Genomic DNA, 17,975 nt, shown 5'->3' with positions numbered 1-17,975 from the left:
GTCTCTTCACTTTCATGACGGTTGGGTGTGCCTGGAGCGGATGCACCATGTTCCGCGCTATGTTGGTAACATGATGTTACTAAGGGTGCTGTGTTATGTATCACTCTGTCAAGGTGGCCGAGTAACTTTCAAAATTTGAACGCGGTCTCAGATAGCTGTTGAACGGTGGGCGAACATGATTTCCATGACTCAGGGCGGCGTTAAACGTCACAACCAGGTCCGGGTGCTGCGCGCCGTCAGGGACGCCAGCGGCATTTCCCGCGCCCAACTTGCCGAGGTCCTGAACCTGACCAAGGTTGGCGTGTCACGACCCGTGGCTGAACTGGTGGCTGCAGGTCTCCTTGTGGAAGGGCAGGCCCCGCAATCCGGTCCGGGGCGCCGGCCCATCGGCCTGCAGCTGGCCCTGGGTAAGTTTGCTTCCATCGGGTTCGACATTCGCGTGGACCGGGCCATCGAGGTGGTCAGGGATGTGGACGGAACAGTGGTTTCTCAGCAGGTCATTGATCTGCCACCCGGTGTGACGGCCCCCGCGCTGCTCGCTATTTTGGCGCAACGGATTCTGGCCGCAGCCCTCCTGCCCAGATACACCATCATTGGCATAGGCGTTGCCCTGCCCGCCGAGCTCGATGATTCGCTGCGCACCGTCAAGTTTTCCCTGCCACTGGGGTGGGGAAAGGTGCCATTTTGTGATGAGTTGGAATCCCTGATTGAGAACAGGTACCAGGTGCGTCTGGCCGATGTCTCCGGCGCAGCAGCCCTGGCGAACAGCAGGATGGGCCTGCCTAACCTGGCCCACCTACAAATTGGTTATGGAGCCGGCCTGTCCTATATCCGGGACGGCTCGTTGGGCAGTCTAGGGCTGGTGGGCGAATTCGGACATATGCCCATGCTGGCCGGCGGGCCGCAGTGCTTGTGCGGACGCTTTGGCTGTCTTGATGCGGTGGCGGGGTTCCAAATCCTCGTGGACGGTGCCGCCAGGCTCGGCCTAGCCCATACCACCGGCCCCGGCGGCATGAACGATCTCAGCCGGAGGTTGTCGGAGGAGGCCGGCCAGGGAAATCAGCAGGTCTGCACGCTCATCGAATCGGTGGCACAGTGGCTGGCCCGGGTTGTTGCGGCCGTCATCACCATCCGTCCAGCGCAGGCCATGACAGTTGGCGGCTACCCTCTGGCCTTGGGTGACGCGTTCTGGCAGCCCTTTGTGGCAGCACTGGAGCAATTGCATCCTCAGGCTGCCCAGCTGATGGTGAAGTCCCCGCTCGGTGATGAGGCCTCCACCGTGGGGGTTGGGTTGCTTGGTGCGGAAATCCTCTTTAGTGACCCCATCGGCTGGGCCGCATTGCACTCGGGACTGCCGCAACTGATCTGAACACCGCCATCGTTCCGCAGCGCCGCGGCTGAACACCGGTCTGAACGCCGGGCCCGGCACCCGCCGGGCGTGGTGGCCGATAGGATTGAGGGCATGAGTTCTGCTGTTGGGTCCCAGGCCCGTCCGTTCCAAGTTGACCTGCACGGCGTTGTTGATTTGCTAAGTCGGCACATTTATTCGGGCCCGCAGGTCTATCTGCGTGAGCTGATTCAAAATGGGTGCGACGCCATTTCCGCTAGGCGTGCGGAATCCGGCTACGGGGACGGCGAAGGGCGCGGGGAGATCCGCATATTCCCCTCGAGCCCGGACAACCCCGAATTTCGCATTGATGATGACGGGATCGGCTTGAACGCGGAGGAAGTGGCGCAACTGTTGGCTACCGTGGGCCGCAGCTCCAAGCGTGACCTCTTTGACATGCCCCGTCAGGATCTATTGGGGCAGTTCGGGATCGGCCTGCTCTCCTGCTTCATGGTGGCTGATGAAATTGTGGTTGTCTCCCGAAAAGCCGGCGAGAGCGCCGTGCGCTGGGTAGGGTCCGCGGCCGGGACTTTCAGCGTCAGTGTTCTGCGCGGTGCCGAGCTTCCCGTGGGGACCAGTGTGAAGCTGCGCCCGCGCGCTGACGATGCTGAACTGTGCCACCGCGCACAGGTCACCGAGTTGGCCAGCCGCTACGGGCGCTACCTGCCCGTGCCCATCTTGATTGCCGACGGCACCGGCGGATTCGACACCATCAACCAGTCCCCGGTGTTTGCGCTGGGCGGTCAGGAGCGTCTGGATCGGCGCAGTGAGATCATGGAACTGGGCACCGAACTTCTGGGCACCCGCCCGCTGGACGCCATTGAGCTGAGCAGCCCCGCCACCGGCACGCGCGGCACCGCCTACATCCTGCCGTTCACGCCGCCACCGGCAGCCCGTGCCGCGCATTCGGTGTACCTCGGCGGCATGCTGGTGCAGGAGCGCAGTCAGGACCTGCTGCCTGAGTGGGCGTTCTTTGCACGTGCCGTGGTGGATTCCACCGGTCTGAAACCCACGGCGTCCCGGGAATCGCTGGTGGCCGATGAATCGCTGGAGATCACCCGGGCTGAGCTGGGTGCGGCCCTGCGCGCCTGGATCATCCGCATGGGTACCGGGAACCCGAACAAGCTGGCAGAGTTTGTCTCCATCCACCACCTGGGCTTGAAATCGCTGGTGGCCTACGACGACGAACTTGCCTCATTCCTGACGCGTTGGCTGAGCCTGGAGACCACTGCCGGACGGATGAGCATCGAGGAGCTGGTGTCCCGCAAGCAGCTCATCCGCTACACAGAGTCGCTGGAAGAATTCCGCCAAATTGCCGCGATTGTCCCTGCCGAGGACCCCGTGGTCAATGGGGGCTACGTGTATGACGCGGAGATTATCCGCCGCCTGCCATTCCTCTTTGACGGGGCCACCGTGGAGAAGGTTGCCCTGGCCTCGCTGCTGGATACTCTCGCCGTCCCGGCCCTGGCCGAGCGTGCCACGGTGCTGGTCTTCGAACAGCGCGCCAGTGCCGTACTGGCCTCCTTTGACGTACAAGTCAGTGTGCGCAGTTTTTCACCGGCCAACGTTTCGGCACTGTATCTGGCAGATGATGCGGTGCTGCGAGGACTCCAGCGCAGCGCCGCCCGCAGGGTGTCCAACTCGTTATGGAACGGTGTGCTGGACCAGGCAGGAAAGTCGCTAGACGCTGCAACGGAGCTCAACCGCCGGCTGCCACAAGCCACCCTGTGCGCCAATTGGGAGAACCCACTGATCCGCACATTGGCCCGCAGCAGCGACGAGGCAGTGTTTAACCGGACCATGAAGCTGCTGTATGTGCAGGCTATGCTCGCAGCTCATCTGCCGTTGGGAGCCGCCCAGCGCAGCCTGCTCACCGAATCGCTCAGTGACCTGGTGCAGTTGAGCCTGGAACATTAGCGCCGCCCGAATTTTAATCGCTGGTTGATCCATTGCCGGCACCGCCCCTAGCCCGGGCGCCAACAACCTGCCACCGTGAGGGAACTTGAAATGAACACGAGCGAAGGACTTGAAGGCCTCATCCACGAGGCGGCAACCTCCTCTTGGGGGCCCGAACTTGCTGCCATTGTGGAAAAGGCGTTGGCGCTCGCAGTGGAGCAAGGCGATGAGTCCGGTGAATACCGGGTGCGCTTGATCATGGGCAACAATGCCCAAATGTCAGGAGACACGGACATGCTCCTGACCAATTTTGCCTGGTGCCTGGCTAAGCATGACCAAGACCCGCTGCGGTTCCCGGCAGAACCTGATGAGGGCAGCGACCTCATGTGGCAGTTCAAATGGATGGCGGGCGTGCTGGGCGCCGACCCCCGATTTTCCAGAGAACAAATAGCGGCCGTCATGGAGGACATGGACCAGCATTACCGCAGGGCCAACCTGGGGATGTCCGGGGTGGCCATGGCACGCTTCGAATTGGCCTTCTATGATGGCCATCTCGAGGACGCCCGGGAAGCGTTCGCCACCCTGAATGCCACGGAGCGTGATGACTACTCCCACTGTGAGGCTTGTGTCCGCTCGGTTGCCATGGACTACTACCTGAGCATTGGGGATGTGGAACAGGGTATTGGCGCCTTTGCGGAAATCATGGACGGCGGCTTCAGTTGCGGTGAAGAGCCGGAGAACGCAATTTCCATGGTGCTACTTCCCTTACTGCGCGCCGGTGACGTAGATGGCCTGGATTCCTTGCACCGGCGCAGTCTGCGCGCAGCCCGGAACAATGCCGATAACTTGGGGATCATCGCCAACCATGTGGTGTTCTGTGCCGTAACAGGCAATGAGGCCCGTGGCGTGGCACTGGCCGAACGGCATTTGGCCTGGCTGGCCCACGATCCCTTGTCCCACCGGAAACACTTGAACTTCCTCACCGCGCTGGGCTTGCTGATGGAGAAAGTGGTTGCAGGCGGCAACGGCGAGATCCCTATCCGGGGCTCGGACAGCGCACTTCTGAATCCCTTCTTGGGGGAGCGTCAGGGTGTTCTTTCCGCCCAGGAACTGGCGCCCTTGTGCTGGGCTGCGGCGGAGGCCCTGGCTGCAGATTTCGATGATCGCAATGGCAATAGCTGGCACGCCCAGCAGGTGCGAGCACGCCGGGAGCTGGTGGCCGAAACTCACCCGTTGCCGCTCGGGGACGAGGCGCTCACTACTTTGGCCCAGCCGGCCGCCGTCGAACCTCAGGGCACTGAAGAGTGGCGTATTCGGGCTATAGATTTAGCAGCTACCGGCCAGTATGACGCAGCCCTGGCGGCCTATGCCAGCGGTGTGCGCGGCACCGAAGACCCCCGGGAGCTGGCCTCCCTGCACCGGGTTGCTGGCGGAATTTACGCCAGCTTACCGGGGGAGAAGAATACGGAGTTGCTGCGGGAATCCGTTTCGTTGCGTGCTGCTGCGCTGCGTGCTGCCGGGGATGAGACCATGGCGGCTTTGGCGGAGCGGACCACCGAGCTGCTGGACGGGCCAGGCAATGCGGACAATGCGGAAGGTACTGAGGCGAAACTGGCCCTCATCACCAAGGAACTGGCGTCCCTCACAGACCACCCCGAAGCTTGCTATGACCTTTATGCCGACCGTGCCTATCTCTTGATCGCCGGCGGTCACCTAGAACAAGCCCGGGTAGCCCTGACGGAGACGGAGGCGGCCATCAACGAATGGGCCGTTTCTTTCCTGGCACCATCGGAGCAAGTGCTGCGCCGGGCCAGGGCTTATCACTCCTCGCTCATGCTGCGCCTTGCCGTTGAATCTGATGACCTCGAGGAGATGAGCCGTTGGGTGCAACGGAATCTGGAGTTGGAGACGTACGTGGTCCGCAGGGCCACCAGCTTGGGGATGCGGGCGCGGCTGGCGGCACAGCGAGGTGAGCTCGTCAGCGCCTTGGCCGATGCCGAAGAGTCCACGGATTTGCTGTTGAGTGTGGGAGCGCGTGAGACTGCGGCGCAGTCCAGTGCCCTGACGGCGGCCATTTTGGCCGATATGGGCCGTACCGAGGAATTCCGTTCGCGCCTGCGCTTTGGCATCGCGCAGGCCCGGTTGGCCGAGTCCCCACAAGTGCTGGGCCTGGCCTACACACTGTCCAGGGATCTGGTGGAACACGGCTCCAACGAGGAAGCCATTGAGATCATAGATGAGACCCTGAATAATTCCGGGCTGGACATAGGGGACCATGACCGCGGGGAACTGTACGAACTTCTGGGTATGGCCCTGCGCGGCGCCGGTGAACTCGGCGGTGCGGTGAACGCCTGGGCTGTGGGAATTACGGCCTTTGCGGCCAACGGGGAAGCTGACCGGGTGGCACAGCTGCACCTGGCGCTCAGTTCCACTTATCAGGAAGCGGGCTATCTTGAGCTGGCTGCCCAAAGCGCGCGGCAAGCCGTTGACACGTTGGCGAGTGCTCTTGAATCAGGGGCTGTTGGGATAGAGCCGCAGGCCCTGATCGCCGCCCACATGCAGCTAGCGGAAGTGCTCAGCCTGGACGACGACGATACCGCCGCCGCCACGATTGAGACCGCCAGCACGCTTGCCGTACAGGCCGATTCGGGCGTGCAGGCGGCGCAGATCCAGCTGATCCGTGCCCGCCACCTGTTCCGGGCAGAAGAGGTGGATGCGGCGGTGGCGCAGGCACTGCAAGCCGCCAGTGCCTTGGAAACTCTTGATGATGGGCAACAGCAGTCCGTCTTGGCGCTTTTGCAGGCTGCGCACATGCTGGACAATGCCAAACGCCATGACGACGCCGTGGCTATTTACCACAGCGTATTGGAAGAGCTGCAGGGGGATCCTCAGGGGCAGGAAATTGTCCGCCACCAATTGGCCGACTGTCTTGAAGCCGGTGGCAGAAATGCCGAAGCCGCAGCTGTGCGCGCAGAGGCGGAAGAAGGCCAGCAGCGCGGCTAGCTACCTCTGCGCGCTGGGCAACTTAATAGGGTGCCACTTAGTACTGGGCCACCTAGACTGGGCCGCATGGCTATTATTCATGACGCGCAGCTGCACCCGTCCAAGTCTGAGCTCCTCATTGAGTGGTTGCCGTCGCAGCCGTGGTTTCAGGGCGACGCCGCCACTCTCGTGAGGGTTGGCGCCTACCGTTTCGATGACCCTGCGGGTGAAGTGGGGATTGAAACCCACCTGGTGGCGGTAGACGGCCGCACCTATCAGGTGCCGCTGACGTACCGGGGCGCGCCGCTGGCCGGGGCGCAGGATTTCCTCATCGCCACCATGGAGCATTCAGTCCTGGGCCGGCGCTGGGTCTACGATGCTACAGCCGATCCCGTCTACCTCGGCGAACTCGCTGCTGCGATCCTGACTGACAAACCGCAGGCCGTGGAAACCCTTGCCGCCGCTGGTGGGGGAGTCCTTCCGGCCACGGTCCAGCTGGCCAGTACGGGAACTCCCGCCACGTCCGACGCCGGGCTGCCGGACTTGCGCTGCGGGTTCCCGGCGACCACCGGGGTAATCACGAACGTTCCCTGCGGAGCAGTGAACTTTGCCATTTTGCGAGAATTGGACACCACCGGGACGGTGCAGCATGAGCACTCATTGAGCGCGCGCTGGGACGGGCAGGAAGTACCGGTTTTGCTTGCCGCTGCTATCGCTGCCTGAGCTCAGAGCGGGGAAACGATACCCGAGAGTGGCTTGACCGTGCCCAAGCCCCGAAAGAAAGCCTTGGGATTCTGCTTTCTGGTGCTGATTTACGCCGCGGCGTTTATCCTATTGATCATCCCTGCCGTCTTCTTGTTCATTGGCCTTCAAGCGCTCGGCAGCACCATGGGTCTCTGGGCGGGGGAGCCCACTACCAACGACGGCGAAGAGTCCTGGGCGACCATTGCCGGCCTTGTTGCCTTCGCAGTAGTGCTCACCGGAGCAGCGCTCGGAGCGTGGCCGCTGGCCCGGCGTTTCGGCATGCGTCCGTGGCGGAGCATTGCCATTGCAAGCGGCGCCGTGGTCATGGGATTTGCCGTGTGGCTGATTCCCGGTTTTTAGCAAGGCGCAGGTTCCGGTTCTGCCCGTGGGAGCAGCGCGGAGTAAGCAATTGCTGCCGCAATGAACAGGAGCAGGAAGCCCAGTAGACCCATGGCCACCGAGTTGCTGGAGGCCTGCTCTTGGGCGACGCCGATCAGGAACGGCACAGCGGCCGCACCAAACAGGACGGCCAGCACAAGGATTGTGGGGCTGTACCCAACGCCGTCGGGGCCCACATGCCTGGCAATCTGGTTGGGCAGTAGTGGACTGAGAATTAGCCACAACACGATGCTCGCGATCAGGGCGCAAGCCGGTATAACAAGCAGCAAAGGCAACGCTCGCGTCGCTGTTCTTGGTGTACTCGGCTGCTTGGAATTCACAGACAAACTTATCCCCTTTTAGCTCTGCCCCGGTGTCATCCGGCATCCATTCACCGTACCGAAGGGGCCCCTGACTAAAAGGCCAGGGACTGGGAGCGCGGGCCAGGCTATCTGGCTGCCAGGCGTAGATTGACCTTCTGGCAGAGCTGTTCCTCAGTCAGAACGGTCCCACGCTCGTCCTTAAGCGGGAACACAACCACGGTGTTGTTGGGATTCAGGCAGGCACCCAAAGCGGGGGATGTGGTGACGGGGCCATGATTCGTGTTCTCGGGGCCAACGAATTTTCCGGGAACCATGAATCCGTAGGCCCAGGTGGCTTCGCAGGAACTGATGGCACCGGCAACTCCAAGGGGGTCCATGCCATCAGCCTGTGCGGCATCCGTATATTCAGAAGTGGTGGATTGCGCGCTGTAACAACGGGTCGTGTTGTCGATCTGGAACTGGGTTGCGGGAATAACAATTGCTGCTGCGCTAATACCGAGCACCAGTGTTCCCGTGCCGGCCAGGAGAGTCACCTTACGCATCTTGGCCGTGTGCTGTTTCCGTGCGATTTCATTTTGGGTGCTAGACCAAACCCGGTCCATGTCAGCGTCAGTGGGCCAGTGATCGTGTTGTTCATTGTTCATGATGCATCCTTTATTCGCTGGCGGGAGAGCCGGTTGCGGACTGCTGAATGGGTGATTCCCAATGACTGCGCAGCGGCTTCGTAGCTGAAAAGCGTTGACCAGGCAGAGCCGAAAAATCTCTCGGTCCGTGGCCGAGAGTGCCGCGAGCTCGGGTTGCAGGCTTCGCAGCAGCGCGGCATCCATGGCGTGGCTTTCGATGTTGTGCCCCGGCTGGTGGAGGTGGGGTGATCTGCCAGATCCGCGTGGTCGCTTCGCCATTCCTTCTTGCGGATGTTCCGGCACTGCAGGCGGCACACCGTCGCCAGCCAAGGCATCAGCGAGCCGCCGGGCAAGTCAATGTCGTTGGATTTTTCCCACAGCACTATGAACGTGGCTTGGACTGCGTCCTCAGCAGAGTTCCTAGACCCGAGAAAGCGATGGGCAACGGTGGTGGTCGCCTTGAAATGACGTTCGTAGATCTCCCGAAAAGCTTCGTGGTCCACTGTTTGGAGGCGTCTGAGTAGCTCATGTTCCGAGACCTGGCGGGCAGCTTGGACAGCTTCGGACTTCGTTGCTGCACACTCGCTTTCATTGGATTTGTTGACGCTTACACCTGTCTATGTCCGTAGCCGAGTAATCGTCTCATCACTGCGGCGTAGTATTTTTTCGCCGGCGGATGCAGCAGTGCCGTTGTCAGTACTCGACTTCATGACTCGTTTTAGAGCAACGAAACGAACCCTGCCGCCCGATGAGAGAGCTACTGAGAGAGAACTACTGTGCAAGGGTTGGCAAAAACCCACTTCACGTTTATGCAGCGGGATGCACGGGCACATACTTCGGCATAAATCCGAATGATTTGTACAGTGGGAGGCATGTTACTAAGCCGAACCGCACTGTTGACCTTGATTCTGTCCATTGGGGTGCTCGTTGGCGGGGCGCTCGTCGTCACCACGTCAAAGCCGGAGCGTCTGAGCGAGAAAGCTGGCACTGCACAGAATCAAAATTGAGCTTCCTTTTAGAGCATCAGAATTCCATAACGGCAAGCTCTTGCGGGAGCCACCAGATTACAGTCTCTGACTGTTAGGTGCTGCGGGCCCTGTATCTTGGCGCACCTTCTACCAATCGACGCCTGCTGCGCGCAAAATCGAGTTGATCTTTTCATCATGTTCGGTGTTCCAAGCATCAAGTGTCTGGGCATCCTCTTGCTGGGCTTTCGCCGAGACCGCTTTCAATACCGTTTCCAGGCGGTCAGCTGGCACAGCGACGATCCCTTCCTCATCCGCAACGATGAAATCACCTGGGTGAATGAGTACGCCACCGCAGTTCACGGGTTGTTGCAGCGGAAGTACCACAGCTTTCAGCCCTGGCTTAGGCACTACGGCACGCGCAAATACGGGAAACCCGAGTTCACGGATTTCTTTGACATCACGGATCGCGCCGTCGACTATCAAACCGGCAATCCCGCGCCGGAGTGCGACAGCACAAACGTTTCCGCCTGCGATTGCATGGGAAGCATCACCGCCGTCAACTACCAGTACAGACCCAACGGGGGCACGGTGAATCGCTGCGTGGAGCATCAAATTATCTCCAGGGGCGCAGCGCACTGTATAGGCCGGTCCGTTTAGTTGCGCACCGTCCCACAACGGCCGAATTTCAGAACTAAGGATTTGCGACCGGTTAACCTGATCGGCGACTGCTGTGGGCGAGACAAACTGCGGCAAGGCTGACATGAGGACTCCCTAAAGTGATCGGATGCACTTTGAGCCTACTGGCCAATGGTCGTGGACGTGCCTGGTGAGTGTTGCTTGGGCGGGTACAGCTGGTGCCGAACGAGGATCCGGAAGGCTAGCTGTCGATGTGCCTCGACGACGATCAGATCGATCACCAGAACCTCGTCTCCTGCAGACTGTAATGGCCTCACCGGAGCAGGGCCTCTCCTGCGCCAGCACACCTCCACCGGGCTCAATGCGCGGGTCAGCTGCTCTACTGTGTTCCGAGCGGGGACAGGCAGTTGGTGAGCCCGTCATGAAGCAGTGATATCACGTTTAACCGCCTTCAGCGAGTGTTCCTGCCGAGTCAAGAACTGCTTGCCGAACCATCTCGCGGGTCAGGTCTCCGACTTCCTCCGACAGCCGCGCTGTACGTTTCTCCCCGATGAACGGCCGTGCAGGCGAGTCTTGAAATTTGTGCAGACGAGTACTGGAAACGACATACATAGGCTCACTAGTAATATTTGAACGTGTTCAAAAAGAGTGCTTTACTTTGAACTGAACACGTTCAAAAGATGGGACTCGGCATGAATGACAACCGGTTGGAGCGCAAGAGCGATCAAACGAAGGCTCTGGTGCGCCAGAGTGCCCTTGGCTTGTTTCGGAGCCAGGGCTATGCCAAAACCACCATGCGCGCTATCGCGGAGGAGGCGGGTGTTTCACTGGGGAGCACCTATTACTACTTTGCATCCAAGGATGAACTGGTCCTGGAGCTTTACCGCGAGTCCGTGACGGAGCAGCGGGCTGCTGCCAGCGCAGCCTTGCAGGACAAGTCAGGCCTGGGTGAGCGGCTGAAGGCGGCACTTCATGCCGGTGTTGATGCAATGACCCCCTATCACGCGTTTGGCGGTGCCTTCGTTGGTAGCGCACTGCCCCCGCAATCTGCGGTCAACCCCTTTGGTCCGGCTTCCGCTGAGGTCCGGGAAGACGCCATTGGGACCTTCCGCCAGGTTGTTGAAGGGGCAAAGGTGCCAGCGTTCCTGCGTGCCCAGCTGCCGGAACTGCTGTGGCTCGGCTATATGGGTGTAGTCCTGTTTTGGGTGTACGACCATTCCGAAGACCAACGCCGCACCCGCGCCCTGATCGACGGGGCCGCCCCTCTGATTGCCAAACTGGTGGGACTTTCGAGGCTGCCCGTGGTGAAGCCGCTCATTGAGGAAGCGCTCGCGCTGAAGGCCCGGGTGCAAGGATGAAAAGTGTGGTGATTGCGGGTGCCTCCGGCTTTATCGGCACGTATTTCCGCCGTGAGTTTGCCGCCGGTGGGTGGCAGGTCCGCACTGTGGGGCGAACGGGCGACGCCGTGTGGGGCAATACCGCGGCCATCACGGAACTCCTCGAGGGTGCGGACTTGCTGGTGAACCTGGCCGGGAAGTCTGTCTCCTGCCGCTACACGCCAGCGAACAAGGCCGAGATCATGCGCTCCCGCCGCGAGACCACCGCCGAGCTGGGCCGCGCCGTTGCCGGCTGCACCCGCCCACCCCGGGACTGGTTCAATGCCAGCACCGGGACCATCTACCGTGATGCGCGGGACCGGCCGCAAGACGAGTGCGACGGCGAACTTGGCTCCGGCTTCTCCGTCGAGGTGGCGCGGGGCTGGGAAGAAACGCTGACTGCCGCAAATACCCCTGGCACGCGGCGGATCCCGCTGCGCATCACGATCGCGATGGGGCCCGGCGGCGGTGCCATGCGCCCCTTCAACACCCTGGTCCGGCTGGGGCTTGGCGGGCGCATGGGCGGCGGCGAACAGAAATACAGTTGGGTCCACATCGAGGATCTGTTCCGTGCCGTGATCTTCCTGCATTCCCACCCGGAGATTACCGGACCGGTCAACATTGCCGCGCCCGGGGTCGTGAAAAATGCCACCCTCATGGCAGCCGTGCGCCGGGCTAACCACGTGCCTTTCGGACTGCCTGCCCCTGCCTGGCTGCTGCGGATAAGAGCCGTGCTGATTTGCACGGAAACCGAGCTCGTGCTCAAGAGCCGCTGGGTCTCGGCGAGCAAACTGCAGGACGCCGGGTTCGAGTGGAAACACCCGGAACTGGCTGGTGCACTTGCCGACATCGCAGGCGGCTCCCGTGGCTGAGGAAGGGCAGTACCCGCCCAGACAGGCGCAGAGCGCCCAGTGGGCCAAGAAGGATCGTTTCAGGATGCGCTACGGTGCAAGCGCCCTGATCATCGGTTGGTTGGGCACTTTCCTCCTCTTTTGCCTAGGGCTGACTGTTGCAAATTTGATCGCCGAGGGCCCACACGGGTTGGGAGCGGGCTTCTTCTTCCTAGCGGTGATGTTTGGTTTTCCAGTTGCCCTCTTGGCTGGCCTGCCACTGGCTGTTCTGCTCGCCTGGCCATTGCGGAGGGTCCGGGACCAGCGCCTTCATGTTGTGGCCTTCGCCCTAGCTATGGGGGTGGTTGCAACAGGTGCTGTTCTGTTTTTCTATGCACCGGACTCTGCGGAAATGGGTGGGCTCATGGTCGCTTTGATCCTATGGACCGCAGCGTGCGGTGCTATAGGCCGGGCGTCCGTCATCAAGCTTGTGACGCGCCGTAACCCGCTTGTTCCTGGAGGCCTTGAAGACGGGCTGAGCCGCACCGATCCGGTAGGCTCGCCATAACACTGCCTGCCCCCGCTACTTGCCGAGAATGGATGACCGCGACGTGTCTGCCTCCACCCTGAGAATCACCACCCGGACCATTGAACTGGCAGAACTGGGTAAGGATTCGCCCCTTCCCTCGGTGCAGTCTTTGCTGGAACCTCCCTACACGGTGGGGGAGGGTATCCCGGAAGAAATTTCAGCCGGTGTGCGCTGGGGCAAAGTTGCAAACATTTTCCCCTACTCCATGCAGGAGAGCTACACGCGAGAGACAAGCGCAACGGCCCTGACCGCCGTCGTACTTGAAAATGCGCACGTGAAGGCGACGTTCCTGCCGCAGCTGGGCGGGCGGCTGTGGTCGCTGGACGACAAGGCCACCGGCAAGGAATTGCTGCACACGAATGAGAAGATCCAGTTCGCGAACCTGGCGCTGCGCAATGCCTGGTTCGCCGGCGGGATTGAGTACAACATTGGCACGCGCGGGCACTCGCCCACCTCCAGCGTGCCCCTGCATACTGCCATGGTGCGCACGCCGGAGGGGCAGGAAATTCTGCGTATGTGGGAGTTTGACCGCCTGCGCGAGGTGGTTTTCCAGATCGATGCGTGGCTGCCGGAGGACTCCCGCGTGGTGCTGGTGGCTGTGCGCATCCGCAACCCCAACGAGCGCACCGTGCCCATGTATTGGTGGACCAACGCCGCTATTCCACAGACGCCGGACACACGCGTGATTGCCCCGGCGCGGGAATCGTACGCCACAGATTATGACGGTTCCATGATGCGCGTGGACACCACCAACTTCCGCGGCGCCGATGCCACCTGGCCCGTGCGGAATCCTCAGGCTGTGGACTTCTTCTTCGATATTGCCCCGCAGGAACGGCGCTGGGAGGTTGCCACGGATGCCGACGGCGACGGGCTAGCGCTGGTGTCCTCGGCGCAGCTGCGAGGGCGCAAACTTTTTGTTTGGGGTGAAAGCGTGGGCGGGCACCGCTGGCAGGAGTGGCTCACGCCCACCGACTCCGGCACGCCGCGGCACTATGCCGAGATGCAGGCCGGCCTGGCCCAGACACAGTTTGAGCACGTGCCGATGCCTGGCGGCGCCAGCTGGCAGTGGGTTGAGGCGTATGGCAACGCCTCCCTTGACCCGGCGCTGGCAGCCGGGGAGTGGGATGGTGCCGTGGCTCATGGTGCAGAGCGCGTGGAGGCCCTGGCTTCTGAAGAGACCATTGCCACTGCCCTGTCCCACGCCGGACGCTGGGCTGATCTGCCACCTACCGAAATGCTGGTGGCTGGCAATGGCTGGGGAGCATTGGAGCGAGTGCGCCGCGAACATTCACAGACTGACTGGCTTGATGAGACTGGCACCCCGTTTGGGGTTGAGACCCTGACCAACGAGCAAGCGCCGTGGCTTGAGTTGCTGCATGCGAACGAGGGCATTGTTGAAAAGCCCTTCGAGGCCACCGCAGGGCAGGTTCCGAGCCAGCCGTTCGGCGGCGCGCATTCCTTTGTGCGCGGCCTGGACTGGGAAGACTTGCTGAGCGCAGGGCGGAACACGAGCGCCGAGGGCGCGTTCCACCGTGCAGTGATGGTGCACGCGCGGGCATCAGACTCGGCCGGGGACTTGGCGGTTGTGGCGTCCTTGTACCGGCAGGCGTTAGAGGCAACGTTTGTGGCAGGTGCCGTCTTGAGCGATTCGAGCCGGGCCTTGGCCCATCGTGGACTGGGCCTGGCCCTGTTGGTGGCTGGGAATGTTGCCGGCGGGTTAGCCGAACTTGCTACAGCCTGTGCTCTGGCACCGGAGGGCCGGGAACTGCTGATCGAGGCCATGACGCTCGCCCAAAATAATGGGCAGCCGGCCCTGTCTCTGGAGCTACTGGGCAAAGCGCCAGCGCAGTTGGCCGAGGTTGGCAGGATCAAGTTCCTGCAAGCCAAAGCGCATGCGGACCTTGGCGAAATTGAGCCAGCTGCTGCGATTCTTGTGGCAGGGGTCGAGGTGGTGGACCTGCGTGAAGGGGTCAACTCGCTCACCGATCTGTGGCGCCAAGTCTGCCCCGGCCAGGACGTGCCGGAGGCATACCAGTTCAACATGCACTAACCCACCGGCCTGGACGCTCGGTTGGATTCGGGTGGGTTTTGCGCAACGCTCGGTGGGAGTCTATTTATTCAGGGACTCGGGCAGGAACCCTCTGCCCACCACGCGGGCGGCCACCGGGCGGATGAGTTTTGAGCCCAGCGTTATCGCTCGCGCCCGCCAAGGCTCCATGGTGTCCAGCGCTGCCAAGTTACCTGAGGATAAGAAAGTGTGGACGCTCTGCTGGAGTGGTTGCATGAGGCGCACCGGCCATTGGCGACGGCGCTGGAGAAGGCGGCAGGCCGGCGTCGTACTTTGGCCTCCAAGCAAAGGTGGAGCCAGGAGGCGGGCCGCGGCTACGGCATCCTGAACCGCATAGTTCACGCCAACCCCGAACACGGGGCTCATGGCATGGGCGGCATCGCCAATACAGAGCAGGCCAGTCTGGGACCATTGGGGGAGCCGATCGAGCTGGATGGAGAGCAGCTTCACCTGCTCCCAGCTCTGGACAGACTCCACTACCGGTTGTAAGAAGGGGGCATTGGCGCCAATCCGCGCCCTGAACGCGGCAAGTCCCTCTGCCTTGATGGCGGCGAAACCACCTTTGGGAATCAGCATGCCCATTTGGTAGTAGCCGGTGCGCGGGATGGTGATGATCATGGTGCTGTTGCGCAGGTAGCCGAGAGTGTCAGGTGGTGCGGACGTGGGAGTGGGAAGCCGGAACCAGAGCACATCTATTGGCACGCCGCGCGCAATGGGGTGCAGACCGGCGGATTTTCGAAGTGTTGAATCGCGCCCATCGGCGGCTACGCTCAAGGCGGCTGTGATGTGGAGTGGGCCCTCTGGTCCTGTGGCCTGAACACCGGTCACCGTGGTTCCGGAACGCGTCACGGCTTCTGCCGTGGTGCCCATGAGCAGATGAAAGTTTGGCAGTAACTTGGCCTCCTCCGCTAGCAAGGTCAAAAAATCCCATTGCGGCATGAGCGCTATCCGCTTGTTAGTTCCGCGCAACAAGCCAAAATTGACGGGCGTCAGGCGGATGTTGCCTAACACCACGTCCAGGGTGGTGATGCTGTGCTGTGGGATCTGCAAAAACTTTTCCCGCAAGCCCAACTGGTCTATCAAGTCCAGGGTGGAGGGGTGGATGGTGTCGCCGCGGAAGTCACGGAAAAAATCTGTGTGCTTTTCCAGTACCGTGACGTCCACTCCGGAACGTGCCAGCAGAAGGCCCAGCATGATGCCCGCGGGGCCGCCGCCCGCTATGCAGCACGTTGTTTTCCGCTGATTTTCAACCACGATGCACCTTTCTGAAGGCCCCGATTCCCGGGACCCCGATGCGCTCGATGCTACGCCTGCGGGGCCAGCCGTGAAAGCTTTCAGTGAGGGAGCGGGTGTGGGGGAGGGCGGATTGACAGCTCGTGTGAGGCGTGCCATAGTCTTTAGCATGAACCTGTCAGACAGCTGGACAGCCGGACAATCTCAAATAGTTCGTGTCAGCGCCGCCGAAGCCGTCTTCCAAGCCATCCGTACCGCCATTGAAGACGGTGAATTGCGCGTAGGCACCAAGCTGAGCAGCGAAACCGCGCTCGCCGCCCAATACGGGGTCAGCAGGTCCGTGATCCGCGAGGCACTGCGCTCCTGCACGGCGCTAGGCCTGACTGAAACTCTCACGGGCAAAGGCACCTTCGTCATATCCGCCCGTGTCTCCAGCGATCTGGTCCTGGGGCACTATTCGGCGCGCAGCCTCATGGAAGCCCGCCCCCACATTGAAGTCCCGGCCGCGGAGTTTGCCGCGACCCGCCGCAGACCCGAACAACTTGAGGAAATGCGCGGCATCCTCGAGCTCATGGCCGAAGAGGACGACCCCCAAATCTGGGTCAACCTTGACGCCGCCTTCCACGGCGCCATTGCCCGTGCCAGCGGAAACGGCGTGTTCGAACGGGTGGTCAATGACATCCGCGACGCCATGGTCAACCAGTCCGAAACCATTAACTTGATCACGGGGCGGGCACGCCAATCAGACCACGAACACCAAGAAATTCTGGCGGCCATCACCCGCGGTAGCAGCGCAGACGCCGGCCACGCCATGGCGATTCACCTCTCTGCCGTCGACACCGCCCTTAGCCTCATCATGGGAGAGAAGTAATCATGAGCACCACCGAATTTCCCCGCCACACCCCGCTTGCCGTGCAGACTCGAGGAGAACTTGTTGAGAGTGTCCACTACGGCTCGCTCATCGCACTGGATCTCGCAGGCAAAACCGTTCTGGAACGCGGCGATCCCGAGGATCGCATGTACCCGCGGTCGGCGCTGAAACCACTGATCGCAGTGGCACTTCACCGGGCGGGCCTGCGTTTAACGCAAGAGCAGCTGGCCTTGGCCGCAGCCAGCCACTCCGGCTCAGCGGGCCACCAGCAAATAGCACGGGACATCCTCGCTTCAGCCGGTTTGAGCGAGGACGCGCTGGGCAATTCCACCGACCTGCCCTTCGGCGTCAGCGAGCGCGAGGCGTGGCTGAGTGCCGGTCACCGCCCCACCCAGTTGGCACAAAATTGTTCCGGCAAGCACGCCGCGCTGCTGGCCACCTGTGTTCGCAACGGCTGGCCGCTGGCGAGCTACCTCGACGCCGGCCACCCCCTCACCGCATTGATCCGCGCCACCGTGGCCGAGCTGACCGGCGATCCCATTACCGCCATCAGCACCGACGGTTGCGGCACCGAGGTGTTCGGCCTCTCACTGACCGGCATGGCCCGCGCCTTCAGCAAGCTCACCACGGCGCCGGAGGGCACTGCGGAGTACTGCGTCGGCGCCGCCATGCGCGCGCATCCCATGGTGGTTGCCGGGCTGGGCCGGGATGTCACTACCTTGATGCAAGCCGTTCCCGGGCTGCTGGCCAAGGACGGTTTTGAAGGCATTCAGCTCATTGCCCTGGCTGACGGCAGCGCCGTGGCATTGAAAATTTCCGACGGCGGCGACCGCGCCCGCATGCCGGCTGCCGTTCCCGCGCTCCTGGCCTTGGGTGTAGATCCGGCCCTGCTAAAACCCTTCAACCACCTGCCCGTTTACGGTGGCGGCCGGCCCGTGGGGCAACTCTTCGGACTCCAAACCCTGCCCGCTTAGCAAACCCTGCCCGCTTAGCCGGCCCTGCTAGTAAAAGCAGCCCTGCCCGTAAAAGCAACAGTCAACTACCTTTCCAACTACGGCGCCACGAAGCGCC

Annotated in this window: 17 protein-coding genes; 12 read left to right on the top strand and 5 right to left on the bottom strand. The window is 61.9% G+C overall.

Annotated elements, in window-relative coordinates; all coding sequences use genetic code 11:
* The first annotated feature begins 175 nt into the window (after positions 1-175).
* The 5 genes from RY113_RS09035 to RY113_RS09015 all read left to right on the top strand — a co-directional run bounded on the left by RY113_RS09035 (position 176) and on the right by RY113_RS09015 (position 7,369).
* A complete protein-coding gene (locus RY113_RS09035) occupies positions 176-1,369 on the top strand; it encodes an ROK family transcriptional regulator (RefSeq protein WP_110104794.1) in 1,194 nt (397 codons plus the stop codon).
* Positions 1,370-1,462: 93 nt separating this feature from the next.
* The gene (locus tag RY113_RS09030) at positions 1,463-3,304 is read left to right on the top strand and encodes an HSP90 family protein (RefSeq protein ID WP_315914292.1); all 1,842 of its coding nucleotides are present in this window, start codon (positions 1,463-1,465) and stop codon (positions 3,302-3,304) included.
* 90 nt (positions 3,305-3,394) lie between these two features.
* Complete coding sequence (locus tag RY113_RS09025) at positions 3,395-6,286, top strand: hypothetical protein (protein ID WP_315914291.1); 2,892 nt, start codon at positions 3,395-3,397, stop codon at positions 6,284-6,286.
* A gap of 66 nt (positions 6,287-6,352) precedes the next feature.
* The gene (locus RY113_RS09020; RefSeq protein ID WP_315914290.1) at positions 6,353-6,988 is read left to right on the top strand and encodes a CG0192-related protein; all 636 of its coding nucleotides are present in this window, start codon (positions 6,353-6,355) and stop codon (positions 6,986-6,988) included.
* A gap of 39 nt (positions 6,989-7,027) precedes the next feature.
* On the top strand, positions 7,028-7,369 hold the full coding sequence (locus RY113_RS09015) for a hypothetical protein (RefSeq protein ID WP_315914289.1): 342 nt from the start codon (positions 7,028-7,030) through the stop codon (positions 7,367-7,369).
* Here the strand turns inward: RY113_RS09015 and RY113_RS09010 are convergent.
* The 3 genes from RY113_RS09010 to RY113_RS18505 all read right to left on the bottom strand — a co-directional run bounded on the left by RY113_RS09010 (position 7,366) and on the right by RY113_RS18505 (position 8,836).
* Complete coding sequence (locus RY113_RS09010) at positions 7,366-7,734, bottom strand: hypothetical protein (protein ID WP_315914288.1); 369 nt, start codon at positions 7,732-7,734, stop codon at positions 7,366-7,368. The two genes, RY113_RS09015 and RY113_RS09010, sit on opposite strands and share 4 nt — an antisense overlap.
* A 101-nt stretch (positions 7,735-7,835) precedes the next feature.
* Positions 7,836-8,354, bottom strand: a complete 519-nt coding sequence (locus tag RY113_RS09005) for a hypothetical protein (RefSeq protein WP_110104788.1) — start codon at positions 8,352-8,354, stop codon at positions 7,836-7,838.
* On the bottom strand, positions 8,351-8,836 hold the full coding sequence (locus RY113_RS18505) for an RNA polymerase sigma factor (RefSeq protein WP_396334229.1): 486 nt from the start codon (positions 8,834-8,836) through the stop codon (positions 8,351-8,353). Before RY113_RS18505 ends, RY113_RS09005 begins: the two co-directional genes overlap by 4 nt.
* Positions 8,837-9,205: 369 nt before the next feature.
* Here RY113_RS18505 and RY113_RS09000 point away from each other — a divergent pair, with 369 nt between their 5' ends.
* Complete coding sequence (locus RY113_RS09000; RefSeq protein ID WP_315914287.1) at positions 9,206-9,340, top strand: hypothetical protein; 135 nt, start codon at positions 9,206-9,208, stop codon at positions 9,338-9,340.
* 108 nt (positions 9,341-9,448) lie between these two features.
* Here the strand turns inward: RY113_RS09000 and RY113_RS08995 are convergent, their stop codons facing one another.
* Positions 9,449-10,063, bottom strand: coding sequence for an RraA family protein (locus RY113_RS08995; RefSeq protein ID WP_110104785.1), 615 nt, complete (start codon positions 10,061-10,063; stop codon positions 9,449-9,451).
* A 566-nt stretch (positions 10,064-10,629) separates the two neighbouring features.
* Between RY113_RS08995 and RY113_RS08990 the strand changes: the two genes are divergently transcribed.
* Genes RY113_RS08990 through RY113_RS08975 form a run of 4 tightly spaced genes read left to right on the top strand, consistent with a single transcriptional unit; the run spans position 10,630 to position 14,782 of the window.
* Positions 10,630-11,295, top strand: a complete 666-nt coding sequence (locus tag RY113_RS08990; RefSeq protein ID WP_315914286.1) for a TetR family transcriptional regulator — start codon at positions 10,630-10,632, stop codon at positions 11,293-11,295.
* On the top strand, positions 11,292-12,185 hold the full coding sequence (locus RY113_RS08985) for a TIGR01777 family oxidoreductase (RefSeq protein ID WP_315914285.1): 894 nt from the start codon (positions 11,292-11,294) through the stop codon (positions 12,183-12,185). The genes RY113_RS08990 and RY113_RS08985 overlap by 4 nt, the downstream gene beginning before the upstream one ends.
* Positions 12,178-12,711, top strand: coding sequence for a hypothetical protein (locus tag RY113_RS08980; protein WP_110104783.1), 534 nt, complete (start codon positions 12,178-12,180; stop codon positions 12,709-12,711). Before RY113_RS08985 ends, RY113_RS08980 begins: the two co-directional genes overlap by 8 nt.
* Before the next feature lie 43 nt (positions 12,712-12,754).
* Entirely contained in the window at positions 12,755-14,782 is a 2,028-nt protein-coding gene (locus RY113_RS08975) for a DUF5107 domain-containing protein (protein WP_315914284.1), read from the top strand.
* A gap of 60 nt (positions 14,783-14,842) precedes the next feature.
* On the opposite strand, the gene RY113_RS08970 is transcribed toward RY113_RS08975, so the two are convergent.
* Positions 14,843-16,054: an FAD-dependent oxidoreductase gene (locus RY113_RS08970; protein WP_315914283.1), complete on the bottom strand. Its 1,212-nt coding sequence runs from the start codon at positions 16,052-16,054 to the stop codon at positions 14,843-14,845.
* Between the two features lie 148 nt (positions 16,055-16,202).
* Between RY113_RS08970 and RY113_RS08965 the strand changes: the two genes are divergently transcribed.
* Positions 16,203-16,904: a FadR/GntR family transcriptional regulator gene (locus RY113_RS08965; protein ID WP_315914282.1), complete on the top strand. Its 702-nt coding sequence runs from the start codon at positions 16,203-16,205 to the stop codon at positions 16,902-16,904.
* A gap of 2 nt (positions 16,905-16,906) precedes the next feature.
* A complete protein-coding gene (locus RY113_RS08960) occupies positions 16,907-17,878 on the top strand; it encodes an asparaginase (protein WP_315914281.1) in 972 nt (323 codons plus the stop codon).
* The last annotated feature ends 97 nt before the right edge of the window (positions 17,879-17,975 follow it).

This window comes from Arthrobacter sp. lap29 (assembly GCF_032458965.1).
Classification (GTDB): Bacteria; Actinomycetota; Actinomycetes; order Actinomycetales; family Micrococcaceae; genus Specibacter; species Specibacter psychrochitiniphilus.
Note: the sequence above shows the minus strand (reverse complement) of the source record. Positions and strands in the feature narration are given on the sequence as shown.